This is a genomic window from Pedobacter glucosidilyticus DSM 23534 (assembly GCF_000425145.1).
Taxonomy (GTDB): Bacteria; Bacteroidota; Bacteroidia; order Sphingobacteriales; family Sphingobacteriaceae; genus Pseudopedobacter; species Pseudopedobacter glucosidilyticus.
Genome location: NZ_AULF01000047.1, coordinates 1 through 13,432 on the forward strand (window position 1 = coordinate 1; position 13,432 = coordinate 13,432).

Annotated in this window: 12 protein-coding genes; 7 read left to right on the forward strand and 5 right to left on the reverse strand. The window is 35.3% G+C overall.

What is annotated here, in order from left to right; translation table 11 throughout:
* Positions 1–206: 206 nt before the first annotated feature.
* The 4 genes from H510_RS0112260 (at position 207) to dnaK (ending at position 3,424) form a co-directional block, all read left to right on the forward strand.
* A complete protein-coding gene (locus H510_RS0112260; RefSeq protein ID WP_051291198.1) occupies positions 207–566 on the forward strand; it encodes a helix-turn-helix domain-containing protein in 360 nt (119 codons plus the stop codon).
* A gap of 80 nt (positions 567–646) precedes the next feature.
* Positions 647–883, forward strand: coding sequence for an addiction module protein (locus tag H510_RS0112265; RefSeq protein WP_026904598.1), 237 nt, complete (start codon positions 647–649; stop codon positions 881–883).
* A complete protein-coding gene (locus H510_RS0112270) occupies positions 873–1,172 on the forward strand; it encodes a type II toxin-antitoxin system RelE/ParE family toxin (RefSeq protein ID WP_026904599.1) in 300 nt (99 codons plus the stop codon). The genes H510_RS0112265 and H510_RS0112270 overlap by 11 nt, the downstream gene beginning before the upstream one ends.
* Positions 1,173–1,513: 341 nt before the next feature.
* Positions 1,514–3,424: a molecular chaperone DnaK gene (gene dnaK / locus H510_RS0112275; protein ID WP_026904600.1), complete on the forward strand. Its 1,911-nt coding sequence runs from the start codon at positions 1,514–1,516 to the stop codon at positions 3,422–3,424.
* Between the two features lie 78 nt (positions 3,425–3,502).
* Here the strand turns inward: dnaK and H510_RS0112280 are convergent, their stop codons facing one another.
* From H510_RS0112280 to H510_RS0112300, 5 genes are all read right to left on the reverse strand, one after another.
* Entirely contained in the window at positions 3,503–4,402 is a 900-nt protein-coding gene (locus H510_RS0112280) for a nucleotidyltransferase family protein (protein ID WP_026904601.1), read from the reverse strand.
* Positions 4,403–4,558: 156 nt separating this feature from the next.
* Positions 4,559–7,030, reverse strand: coding sequence for a S9 family peptidase (locus tag H510_RS0112285; protein WP_245584834.1), 2,472 nt, complete (start codon positions 7,028–7,030; stop codon positions 4,559–4,561).
* 11 nt (positions 7,031–7,041) lie between these two features.
* The gene (locus H510_RS0112290; RefSeq protein ID WP_026904603.1) at positions 7,042–8,151 is read right to left on the reverse strand and encodes a M42 family metallopeptidase; all 1,110 of its coding nucleotides are present in this window, start codon (positions 8,149–8,151) and stop codon (positions 7,042–7,044) included.
* A gap of 51 nt (positions 8,152–8,202) precedes the next feature.
* Positions 8,203–8,622 (reverse strand): GNAT family N-acetyltransferase, encoded by a 420-nt coding sequence (locus H510_RS0112295; protein WP_081659276.1) that lies wholly within the window; start codon positions 8,620–8,622, stop codon positions 8,203–8,205.
* 39 nt (positions 8,623–8,661) lie between these two features.
* Complete coding sequence (locus H510_RS0112300) at positions 8,662–10,203, reverse strand: acyl-CoA carboxylase subunit beta (RefSeq protein WP_026904605.1); 1,542 nt, start codon at positions 10,201–10,203, stop codon at positions 8,662–8,664.
* Between the two features lie 185 nt (positions 10,204–10,388).
* On the opposite strand from H510_RS0112300, the gene H510_RS0112305 reads away from it, so the two are divergent.
* From H510_RS0112305 to H510_RS0112315, 3 genes are all read left to right on the forward strand, one after another.
* Positions 10,389–10,736 carry a hypothetical protein gene (locus H510_RS0112305; RefSeq protein WP_155977962.1) on the forward strand — a complete coding sequence of 116 codons (348 nt, stop codon included), beginning with the start codon at positions 10,389–10,391 and terminating at the stop codon, positions 10,734–10,736.
* A gap of 84 nt (positions 10,737–10,820) precedes the next feature.
* A complete protein-coding gene (locus tag H510_RS18825; RefSeq protein WP_051291202.1) occupies positions 10,821–12,485 on the forward strand; it encodes a SulP family inorganic anion transporter in 1,665 nt (554 codons plus the stop codon).
* A gap of 9 nt (positions 12,486–12,494) precedes the next feature.
* Positions 12,495–13,139: a carbonic anhydrase gene (locus tag H510_RS0112315; RefSeq protein WP_026904607.1), complete on the forward strand. Its 645-nt coding sequence runs from the start codon at positions 12,495–12,497 to the stop codon at positions 13,137–13,139.
* Positions 13,140–13,432 lie beyond the last annotated feature (293 nt).

Consider the following 13,432-nt stretch of genomic DNA (forward strand, 5'->3'; position numbering starts at 1 on the left):
AATTGGTTCGACAATTAAATCTGCCGCACTAAATGGGACAAGTCAGGATTAATATTGATGCAGAAAATAAAATTAGCACTACAGTGCTTAACAATAGTTTTTTCATAATTTTTATTTGAATTTTCTCAAACATCTCAAAATGATTGTAAATTTTTATTTTTCACTTTGCAAACAATATGTATATTAGTGCATAATTTATTCTAATTATGCAGTCGGCAGGTAAAAAAATAAAAAAGTTTAGAGAGTTAAGAAACTTTACACAAGGTTATGTGGCAGAAAGGCTGGGCATTAGCCAGAGTAATTATGCCCGTATAGAAAATGAAGATATAAGCCTGAGTGAAGAGCGTCTTTTAAAGATTGCAGAAATTTTAGATACTGATAAAGAATCTATTTTAGGATTTGATGACAAGTATGTTTTTAATTTCAATAATAACCAACATTCTACAAATAATGGTATAGTTCATCAGTACCAGATAAGCCCTGAGATTAAAAAACTTTATGAAGATAAAATAAAGCTTTTAGAAGATAGGGTAAAGGAGCTGGAAGAGAGATTGATTTCTAAATGAGTTTAATTTATTAAATTTGTTATTAGCGGTATACTCAAATATGTTAATGTTAAACAGTTTGTGATTTAAAGAAGATAGATATGGATATTCAATCATTAAAAATAAATATCATACACTGGATTACAGAACTCGAAGATGAGAAATTATTACAAGAAATACAGGATATAAAGCAAAATAGAGATATATCTTTTATTTCTACTGTTCAGCAAGAAGAGCTTGATACAAGGATTGATGAATACCTTAAAGGGAAAACTGAATTTAGAACATGGGATGAGGTAAAAGCGAATATCCGTAAAAGGCATAAGAATGCGATATAGTTATAAGCTTTCTATACAGGCAGAAGATGATTTATTAGAAGGGTTTTCGTGGTATGAAATGCAAAAAAGTGGATTGGGGGAACAGTTTTTACAATGTATTGAAAGGTCATTGATTGCGATTACAAAGAACCCTTTAACTTATAATATCAGATATAAGAAAATAGTAAGAGTATATATAGTACAGAAATTTCCATATTTGATTTTATACATTCTGGAAAATACTGATATAAATATCATTGCTGTATTTAATACAAACAGAAATCCGGCAACTTGGAAGAAAAGAATATGAAAATTTTATTTCTGTGTAAAGAAGCCAACTTTTAAAGTCGACTTCTTTATTTATTAACCTCCAATAGTAGCAATACCCTGCGTAAAATAGACCGGATAGAAATGGTATTGGCGTAGTTTACGAAGCCAATAGGAATGGATAGCCGGACTAGCGGATGATAAGAAACACTACTATTGCTCTTCAAATAAAATCTGACAACATGTCATTCTTAGGATGTGTATTTTGTCTTTAAAATCTATTGGTTTTGAAATTCTGGATATAAAATCCTGTCAAAATTCTATTGGCATAGGCATTGATAATGTTTGTTTATTAAAGATTTGTAAATAATAAATTTATATAGTATGTCAAAAATTATTGGTATAGACTTAGGAACAACAAACTCTTGTGTTGCGGTAATGGAGGGTAACGAGCCTGTAGTTATAGCAAACAGCGAGGGAAAGCGTACAACGCCATCAATTGTAGCATTTGTTGAAGGTGGTGAGCGTAAAGTTGGTGATCCTGCAAAACGCCAGGCTATTACTAACCCTACTAAGACTATTTATTCTGTAAAGCGTTTTATGGGTAACAGCTTTGATGAAGTTACCAAAGAGGTTGGACGTGTTCCTTACAAGGTTGTAAAAGGAGATAACAACACTCCACGTGTGGAGATTGATGATAGAAAATATACGCCTCAAGAAATTTCTGCTATGACACTTCAGAAAATGAAGAAAACTGCTGAGGATTTCTTAGGTACTGAAGTTACTGAAGCCGTTATTACAGTTCCTGCTTATTTCAATGATGCACAAAGACAAGCTACTAAAGAAGCTGGTGAAATTGCAGGATTGAAAGTAAGAAGAATTATTAACGAGCCTACCGCTGCGGCTTTAGCTTATGGTTTAGATAAAACCAATAAGGATATGAAAATTGTTGTGTTTGACTGCGGTGGTGGTACACACGACGTTTCTATCTTAGAGTTGGGTGATGGTGTGTTTGAAGTAAAATCTACCGATGGTGATACCCATTTAGGTGGTGATGACTTTGACCAAGTAATTATAGATTGGTTAGCAGAAGAGTTTAAAGCCGAGAACGGAATGGATTTAACTAAAGATCCTATGGCTTTACAACGTTTGAAAGAAGCTGCTGAAAAAGCGAAAATTGAGCTTTCTAGTGGTACTTCAACTGAGATAAACTTACCTTATATTACTGCTGATGCTACCGGACCTAAGCACTTGGTACGTAACTTATCTAGAGCAAAATTCGAATCGTTAGCTAGCGATTTAATTAAGCGTACAATAGATCCTTGTAAATCGGCTTTGAAAAATGCTGGTTTATCAACTTCAGATATTGATGAGATTATCTTAGTTGGTGGTTCTACTCGTATTCCAGCTATACAGGAAGCGGTAGAGAAATTCTTTGGAAAAGCACCTTCTAAGGGTGTTAACCCGGATGAAGTTGTAGCTATTGGTGCTGCTATCCAAGGTGGTGTTTTAACTGGTGAGGTTAAAGATGTATTGTTATTAGATGTTACTCCGCTTTCTTTAGGTATTGAAACTATGGGTGGTGTGATGACAAAATTAATTGAAGCTAATACAACCATTCCTACTAAAAAATCAGAGACTTTCTCTACGGCATCAGACAATCAGCCTTCTGTAGAGATTCATATTTTACAGGGTGAGCGTCCGATGGCGAAAGATAACAGAACTATAGGGCGTTTCCATTTGGATGGTATACCACCAGCGCCAAGAGGAGTTCCTCAAATTGAAGTAACTTTTGATATTGATGCTAATGGTATTTTACACGTAGGCGCTAAAGATAAAGCAACAGGTAAAGAGCAAAAAATAAGAATTGAAGCATCTTCTGGATTATCTGACGAGGAAATCAAGAAAATGAAAGAAGAGGCAGAAAGAAATGCGGAAGCAGATAAACAAGCAAAAGAAGAAGCAGATAAGATTAATGCCGCTGATGCACTTGTATTCTCTACAGAGAAACAATTGAAAGAGTATGGTGATAAAATTCCTGCTGATAAAAAAGTAGCAATTGAAGATGCTTTAAAAGCTCTAAAAGATGCTTACGCCGCTAAGAATTTTGCTGATATAGATGCAGCTTCTGAGAAATTAAATACAGCTTGGGCTGCAGCTTCTGAAGATATGTATAAAGCAGGTGCTGGGGCAGAAGGACAGCCACAAGGTGCACCTCAGGATAATGCTTCAGCTGGTGCTGATGATGTTACTGATGTAGACTTTGAGGAAGTTAAAGACGAAGATAAGAAGTAATAAGTTTACTGATGAAAAGTAAAGCCTGATTGAGTTTTCAATCAGGCTTTACTTTTTTATGCTATTTTGATATTCTTACTACCAAAGTTTACTTGGATAAACACCAGTTTCAACTAATTTATTGATGCTTTCTTGTACAATTGGCTTGTCTTCTTTATAAGTAACTCCAAACCATTTTTCATCTGTAGGGATTACTTTAAAAGACGCTTCTTTAGATTTGATTAAATGATCTGCAATAAGGGGGATAAAGAATTCTGCTTTCGGCTTGTCCTGATTATCCTCAACAAATTGTTTGAAAAGCTTTTCTGTAATAGGGAAAACAGAAGGTGTGAAGCCCCAAAAATTCATGGAAACAGGGGTAGAGGCTGGCAGTTCTACTTTTTCGTCGTTCTCTTCGTAATAAATCTTTCCATTTTCTGGAAATACTTTAGTACGTTCATTAATAGCTGCTAACTCTTCGTTATCATTAGTTTGGCAAACACCTCTTGAAACGGCTCCGTTTTCTGATAAGGTGTTTCCAATTTTATAACCTACCATGCAATATTTATCTTCGGCAGATTCGTTATTTAAGAATTGAACCATTTTTTCAAATGCTTCAAAACCATAATAATCATCGGCATTAATAACACAGAATGGCTCATGAATTTGATTTTTAGCTTCTAAAATCGCATGTCCGGTTCCCCAAGGTTTTTCTCTGTATATATCTTTATCTATGCCGTATTTTTTTAAATCAAAAGTTTGAAAAACATAATCTGTTTCTACTTTTCCTTTGAGTTTAGGCTCAAAAATAGCTTTAAAATTTTCGGCAAACTCTTCACGGATGATGAACGAAATTTTTCCAAATCCCGCATTTATAGCATCGTAAATAGAATAATCTATAATGGTTTCTCCGTTAGGGCCAAATCCATCAATTTGTTTCATGCTTCCATAACGGCTGGCCATACCTGCGGCAAGAATTAATAAAGTAGGTTTTTTCATATAAGTTCTTATTGTTTCTTTCTTTTTTAAGAAAGATAGCTTAAAAAATTGCTCTAAATTAAAAAAATATTCTAGCTTATAGATGTACTTCTTTAAGGCATTAATGTTAATTTATTTATGTTGAACAATAGTTTTGCCGTTTTATCTAAATTTTAATTATTTTTTTGATGAATGATGACTTGTAGTAATATCTTTTTTATCTCTAACATAGGTTTTAAGCCAAGTATCCATTTCCCATAAAGTATGTAAAACAGACTCTTTAGCTTTGTAACTATGTGCTTCGGCAGGTAATAAAACCAATCTACTAGTAGCACCATGACCTTTAAGCGCACTATAAAATCTTTCACTTTGCATTGGAAATGTTCCCGAGTTATCATCTGCTTCCCCATGAATCAATAATAAGGGTGTTTTAACTTTATCCGCATAAGAGAAAGGAGACATCTTATAGTAAACATCTGGATTTTCCCAGTAGGTTCTTTCCTCTGCTTGGAAACCAAAAGGCGTAAGCGTTCTATTGTATGCGCCACTTCTGGCTATTCCAGCAGCAAAATAATTGGTGTGGGCAAGTAAATTTGCGGTCATAAAAGCTCCGTAAGAATGGCCTCCAATAGCTATTCTTTTGGGGTCGGCAACACCTAAATCATTAAGCTTACTAATAGCGGCAAAGGCATTGTCTTTCAGTTGTTCTATAAAAGTATCATTAGGTTGGTCATTGCTTTCACCTACTATAGGCATATCAACATTATCTAAAACAGCAAAGCCTTGTGTAACCCAAAATACAGGAGAAGCCCAAGAGATACGGGTAAACTGATAAGGAGAGCCCTTAACCTGCCCAGCTGCTGCTACTGTTTTAAATTCGCGAGGGTAAGCCCACATTAAAACGGGTAGTCTGCCTTTAGAAACATGATAATCTTTTGGTAAATATAAAGTAGCGTTTAGGTTTAAACCATCGGCTCTTTTATAGCTTATGGGTCTTTTAATAATTCCAAAAAGTTCGGGGTTTGGGTTTGGGAAGAAAGTTAATTGTGTTTGGTTTTTTCTATTTAAGTCTATATGATAGTAGTTGGTTGGTTCTATGTTAGATTCTCTACTGATTAAAAGTTTGTTTTGATTTGTAAAATAAATAGGCTTTTCATAAAAAGGAGCTTTAGACCTAAAAAGCGTATCTGTAATTTTAGTTTTAACATTAAATTTCAATAAGAAAGGTCTGTTACCTAATGCAGAAGCTCCTTCTGATATAGAAAAGATATTGATGTTGCTAGGGTCTGTAAGCCTTTTAACGGAGTTATATTCTAATAATAATACGTTCTTGTTAAACTCATTTTTAACAGTTACAAATTGGCCCGGGTCGCTATAAGCATCTTCATAATATCTATCCCAAAGGTTTACACGGTAGCTTAGGTTTCCTGGCTTAATAAAAACACGACGCTCGGCTCTAGTTTTCCACCATCTTTCTGTGATAATAGCAATTTGGTCATCGCCCCACACAATATCATTAAATCTTAGATAACAAGACGCAAGTTTTGTAGGTTTATCATTAACCATTAAATTTTGCATGTACACGATATCTCTGATAGAAACCCTTTCCGACGGATCTCCTTGGTCTTGTGCTTCTACCCAAATGTAGGTTTGAGGCTTATCTGCTCGCCATTGAAATTCTCTAGGACCTTTGATAACCGCATCAAATCCATTAGGTAGCTTATCTGCCAAAGGTACCTGAGCAAGCTTTTTTATAAGCTTACCATATTTGTCAAAAATTTCTACATCATAAGGAAATCTACTTACTGGTACATGATAGGAGTAAGGTTTGGTAACTGTCCAAACCATTACCATATTACCGTCTGGCGAGAAGCTAAAGTTTTTATAAATACCCGGTCTGTTAAAGTTTACAGCTTGCCCATTTAGGTAAACCATTTTTATCTGAGAAGTTAAATGATAATCAAAAAGCAGCTCGTCATATTCGTTTTTGAGTAAATCCTGATAGGTTCTGGCAGGGGATTTTCCTCCTAAATTTTCAGTAATGATAGGCCCATCTGGTATAAAGCTTTGTTGCGGAAGTGGTTTACGATAATCAACCTGAAACTTTGCAAAAATAGCATTTCCGTCTGGTGTCCATTCTAATAATTTGCCGTAGGTATCATTTAAAGAGAAGTTGGTTAATCTTTGTGCTATTCCGGTGCTGGTAGATGCCACCCAAAGTTGAATTTCGTTATCCAAAAACACAGCAAATGCCAACTGATTTTCTGTAGGTGAGAAGGTTAAATGACCAACTTTTGCATCTTTTGGGATGCCAGAAAGCACTACTTCTTTAGAAGAATCAATTTTTTTTATGGTAACGGATGAATATTTAGCGGCTCCATTACTGCTGCTATTAGCCGCATGGATGCGTAAGCCTGCTAGTTTTAATAAAGGTTGAGAGATTTCTTTAATAGAGGGATAGCCAGGTTCTTGTAAAATAGCCAAGTAATTACCTTTACCGCTAATGAGTACATTTCTATTAACCGTGTTTTCGATGATACTGGCTAGCTCTTTTGGTGGTGTTTGATAACCTTTTAATTCCTGAGCGGATACTTTAAAAGCAAATAAAGCCGGCATAAGATATACGCCGGCTAATAGTTTTTTGTTCAATTTTAAAATCATTACTTGATGTATCTGAAATCTTGGTTCTTCTTAATATTTAACAACGAATGATAGATGAGTTTAATTACATTGTCAACATCTTCTTTATGAACCATTTCTACAGTAGTATGCATATACCTTAGAGGTAAAGAAATTAAGGCTGATACTACACCATCATTAGAGTAAGCAAAAGCATCAGTATCTGTACCTGTAGAGCGTGATGAGGCTTGCCTTTGAAAAGGGATTTCGTTTTTAACGGCACTATCAATAAGCAGTTTGTTAAGATTGTTATGTACCGCTGGGGCGTAAGATATTACGGGGCCTTTACCACAAGATAAATCTCCTTGTGTAATTTTACTAATCATAGGAGTGGTAGTATCATGGGTAACATCGGTAATAATGGCTACATCAGGTTTTATTTTGTGAGCTATCATTTCTGCACCTCTTAAACCAATTTCTTCCTGTACAGCATTTACAATGTAAAGCCCAAAAGGTAATTTGGTTTTGTTCTCATGTAAAAGTCTTGCCACTTCAGCAATCATGAAACCACCTACACGGTTATCTAATGCTCTTCCTACATAATAACGGTCGTTCAATACCATAAACTCATCCTCGTAGGTAATTACGCAGCCCACATGGATACCCAATTTTTCTACTTCTTCTTTTGTGGTACAGCCACAGTCAAGAAAAATATTTTTTAACTGAGGTGTTTCTTCTTTCTCGCCACCATGACGGGTATGTATTGCCGGCCATCCAAAAACAGCTTTTACAATTCCTTTTTCTGTATGGATGTTTACCCTTTTAGAAGGTGCTATCTGATGGTCAGACCCACCGTTTCTGATAACATAAATCAACCCATCGCTGGTAATATAATTTACAAACCAAGAAATCTCATCAGCATGAGCTTCTATAACCACTTTATAGTCTGCTTTAGGATTAATTACACCAACTGCAGTACCATAATTATCTACATAATGCTCATCTATATAAGGTTTAATATAATCTAACCATATTTTTTGTCCTTCCCACTCAAAACCTGTTGGCGATGGGTTATTGATATATTGTTCTAAAAACGCTAGTGATTTTTTATTTACTACTTCTGCTTTCTTCTGCTCTTTTTTCTTTGCCATATTGATATAAAAAATGTTTAAAGCAAATATATTGGTATTTACTTATTTGTCTTAGCTTAATCTTTTTTCCATGATGATATAATCAATGCCTTTTCTAGTAAAGGCTTCTTCGGTTTCTGTAAAACCAAACTGTTTATAAAAACTGATAGCACTTAATCTTGCATTACACCAGATTAAAGTTTTACCTTGGCTCTTGGCTAAATCTATCGTAAAGTTCATCAGTGCTTTCCCAAAACCTTTCCCTTGGTACTCTTTTAAGGTTGCAAATTTTCTAAACTGTACAGATGAACCTTTGTCAAAAACAGATAGTATAGCAACCAGTTTATTATCCGTAAAAAGGCCAAAATGTAGCCCGTAATAATCTTCTTTTAGCTTAATATCTGATATAGGACTACCCGGATAAAGTTCTTTTTGTCTGATATCCCAAGTAAGCTCTGGGGTAATTTGTTCTATGGTAAAATTTGGAGTCATAAATTTTCAACTTTAAATATCTACATAAATTTAAATTATTTATAGCGGGATGTTACCGTGTTTTTTACGTGGCTTTTGTACCACTTTATTTGTTAACATTTTAAAAGCTTTTATCAGTTTTGTTCTGGTTTCAGCGGGCTCTATCACTTCATCAATAAAACCTCTTTCTGCTGCCCGGTAAGGGTTGGCAAATAAATCAGAATATTCTTTTTCTTTCTCCAACCATTTTTCCTGAGGGTTTTCTGCCGTACTGATTTCCTTTTTAAAGATAATCTCTGCTGCTCCTTTAGCACCCATAACAGCAATTTCTGCACTAGGCCAAGCAAAATTCATATCAGCACCAATATGTTTAGAGTTCATGACATCGTAAGCACCACCATAAGCTTTTCTTACAATAACAGTTATACGCGGAACAGTAGCCTCGCTAAAAGCGAATAATAATTTAGCACCATTGGTGATGATGGCATTCCATTCTTGGTCTGTGCCGGGTAAAAAGCCTGGGACATCCTCAAAAACCAAAAGTGGGATGTTAAAACAATCGCAGAAGCGAACAAAGCGAGCTGCTTTTTTTGATGAGTTGATATCTAAAACACCCGCAAGAAACGCTGGTTGATTAGCAATGATACCTATACTTTTTCCAGCAAGTCTTGCAAAGCCAACAACAATATTTTCTGCATATTCTTTATGAACTTCTAAAAAAGATTGTTCATCAGTCGCCTCCTCTATAATACTTCTGATATCATAAGGCTGATGGATGTTTTCTGGAAGTATGGTATTGAGTTTCTCTCTTCTTTCGTCCCCAGCTTGATAATCTAAGGAAGGTGCAACCTCTTCGCAGTTTTGTGGGATATAAGAAAGAACTTTTTTGAGATGCTGGATAGCCTCAATCTCATTGGCGCAAGCAAAATGGGTAACGCCAGATTTTGTTGCATGCGTTTGTGCACCACCCAATTCTTCCGAGCTTACCTCTTCATGGGTAACTGTTTTTACCACATTGGGTCCAGTTACAAACATATAAGAGGTGTTTTCTACCATAAAAATAAAATCTGTAATGGCCGGAGAGTACACCGCCCCACCTGCACAAGGCCCCATAATGGCAGATAATTGTGGAATAACACCAGAAGCTAGGGTATTTCGGTAAAAAATATCGGCATAGCCACCTAAAGAAACTACGCCTTCCTGTATTCTAGCTCCTCCAGAATCGTTTAACCCAATAATGGGTGCTCCGTTTTGCATTGCTAAATCCATAATTCTACAGATTTTTTCGGCATGTGTTTCAGATAAAGAGCCTCCAAATACTGTAAAATCCTGAGCGTAAACATAAACCAAGCGATTGTTGATAGTGCCATAACCTGTTACCACACCATCGCCAAGATATTGCTCTTTATCCATTCCAAAATCAGAAGAACGGTGGGTTACCAGCATGCCAATTTCTTCAAAAGAGTTTTCGTCTAGTAAAAAATGTAACCTTTCTCTAGCTGTTAATTTTCCTTTTTTATGTTGCGCAGCAATTCTATCCTTACCGCCACCTTTTAGCGCTTCAGCTTTTTTATGGTTTAGAAAATCTAATTTTTTATTCACTTGAGCTGTATTTACGATTAGCAATCAATGTATAAATTTTTACGTTAATACTTGCGATATAAAGAGCTAAATTTATATTTGTAGCGTTATCTATCATAAGCTTTACAATTTATTAATTTTGTAACAGTAAAAAAAGTTTAATTTGCAACCATTATCAAACGTAAATGTTTGATTTTTAATATTAAATGAAAAGGGCATTACAACTTAATTTAATCAGTGCGTTATTCTTGTTCATCTTTGCAGTGAAGATGGGGATATCTGTTGCGCCCTTAATTTATAGTATTGATAAAGAAACTGTAAATGCCGCTATTCTACAACTAGAATTAGAAACGCATTCCAAAGATCATCATACCGATCATTCAAAAGATATAGGTAAACTTTTAAAATATGGGTCTGAGCTAAATTATATTTACGAGTTTTGCTTAAATCCTATACCTACAAACGCCAATTTAAAGTACTTTGTAAAGCCTAGAAATTATATCAACTCCTTTTTTCCTTCTGTACTAACCCCGCCTCCAAACCATTTGATTTAAAATTTTTTATACGTATATTGATGATAATCAGTATATAAGGGGGATATTCAAAACAAAAAATAACAACATTTATTTAAAATTTTTATGGAAAAAGATCATAAATCTTTATTTCCGGGGTTTAATGCGGTTAAATACTTTAATCCGCAAACGCTAAAAAAAGACTTGCCGTCTAGTATCGTGGTTTTTTTAGTGGCCTTACCTTTATGTTTAGGCATTGCATTAGCTTCTGGGGCACCTTTATTTGCCGGTTTATTAACGGGTATTATAGGAGGTATTGTTGTAGCAAGTTTTAGTGGGTCGCAACTAAGTGTTAGCGGGCCTGCTGCTGGTTTAACTGTAATTGTTTTAAATGCAATTACACAGTTAGGAAGCTATGACGTTTTTATTCTTGCAGTTTTAATTGCAGGTATTATTCAAATTATTTTAGGAATTGCAAAAGCAGGCACTATTGGTAATTATTTTCCATCGGCTGTTATAGAGGGGATGCTTGCAGCCATTGGTATTATCTTAATTTTAAAACAATTGCCACATGCTTTAGGCTATGATAAAAGCTACGAAGGTGAAGAGTCTTTTAAACAAGTAAATGATGATAACACCTTTACTGCTATTATCACCGCAGTAGAAAATATGCAGCTAGGGGCTGTTATCATTGCTGTACTTTCTTTGGCAATTTTAATCTTATGGCCAAAAATTAAACAAGTTGCAGCTGTTCCGGCCGCCTTAGTGGTGGTGTTAACAGGTATAGGTTTAACAATGGCTTTCCAAGGCACAGGTTTGGCGCTTACAAACGAGCACATGGTACAAATACCTATGGTGGCTAGTTTTACAGAGTTTCAGAATTTATTCTTGTTTCCGGATTTTAGTGCTATTACCAATCCTAAAGTTTGGACAGTTGCGGTAACCATAGCTATTGTAGCTTCTTTAGAGACTTTATTAAGTTTAGAGGCTATTGATAAAATAGACCCACAGAAACGTGTTTCTCCAACCAATAGAGAGTTGGTTGCACAAGGGGTAGGTAATACAGTAAGTGGTTTATTAGGTGGTTTACCTATGACTTCTGTTATCGTAAGGTCATCGGCAAATGTTAATTCTGGTGCCAGAACTAAAATGTCGGCAGTTTTTCATGGTTTATGGTTATTAACCGCTTTATTAGTTATTCCGGGGCTCATCAACCAGATTCCTTTAGCTGCTTTAGCTGCTATTTTATTATTTACAGGTTATAAGCTTGCTAATGCTACATTATTTTCTAAAATGTGGCGACATGGTAAAAATCAGTTTATTCCTTTTATAGTTACTGTTCTTGCAGTTGTATTTACAGATTTGCTTACAGGTGTTGCTGTTGGTATGTTAATTGGTGTTTTCTATCTATTAAGAGCTAACATGAGAAATCCATATTTCTACAAACTAGAGAAAGATGGAAAACAAAAAACACTTCGTTTAAAACTCTCAGAAGAGGTGTCTTTCTTAAACAAAGGTGCTATTTTATACACTTTAACCCATATCCCTAAAGGTGCTAAAGTTGTTATTGATGGCACAAACTCTAAGTATATTGATAGAGATGTTTTAGAAATTATTGAGAATTTTCATGAGCATGCATACGCCAAGCAAATAGACGTAGAGCTGGTTAATATTCATCCTAAATACGAGCTTCCTAAGCTACAGGATTTAATTATACAAGCAGACGATATTGCAGAAATTGTAGATACGCATCAAATAGCTAAAGAAAAGGAATTACAAAAAAATAACTAATTAAAAATCATGATAGATACCAAGCATATAACATACGAGTCTTTAATAGAAGGAAATAAAGAATGGGTGGCCGAAACTTTGAAACAAGATCCAGATTATTTTAACAGGTTGGCATCCGGACAAAAGCCACCGGTTTTATGGATAGGCTGTGCAGATAGCCGTGTGCCAGCTAACCAGATAACCAATACTTTACCAGGCGAAATTTTTGTTCACAGAAATATTGCTAACGTTATTGTACATAACGATATGAATATGTTATCAGTATTAGATTATGCTGTTAATGTTTTAAAAGTAGAGCATGTAATTATTGCCGGACATTATGGTTGTGGGGGTGTTGCTGCCGCCATGACAGATAAGCAATACGGTTTAATAGATAACTGGTTGCGCAACATAAAAGACGTTTACCGTTTACACAAAGCTGAAGTTGATGCCATTGAGGGTCAAGAAGAAAAAGTAAGAAAAATGGTACATTTAAATGTGATAGAAGGTGTAAATAAACTTTGCGGAACTTCTATCATTCAGAATGCCTGGGCTCGCGGACAAGAGCTGGAAGTACATGGCTGGGTGATTGATATCGAGACAGGTTTCATCAAAGATTTAGAAGTAACTTGTAATAGTAATAATGATTTCGATCACATTTTTAAATTAGCTTAATTAAAATTAAACACCAATGAGGTTGTCTTAAAAATCATATTTGTCACATTGAGGGTTAATATATTTCATAGAAATCAATATTAAATGACGTGTTTAAGTAGTTCGATAGTCTTGCCCAAGCATTAACGACCGTTTACGCCCAATTCCGCCTTGGCGGTTGCGGTTTCTACAGGATTAGCCGTAGTAGAACCTTTAGAAGCAAGCGGCGCAGCGGAGAGTTTTTGGGTACTTTTTGCGGAAAAAAGTACCTTGACATGGCCGGTCAAGAGGCCGGAAAGCTAGTGGGTGAATGC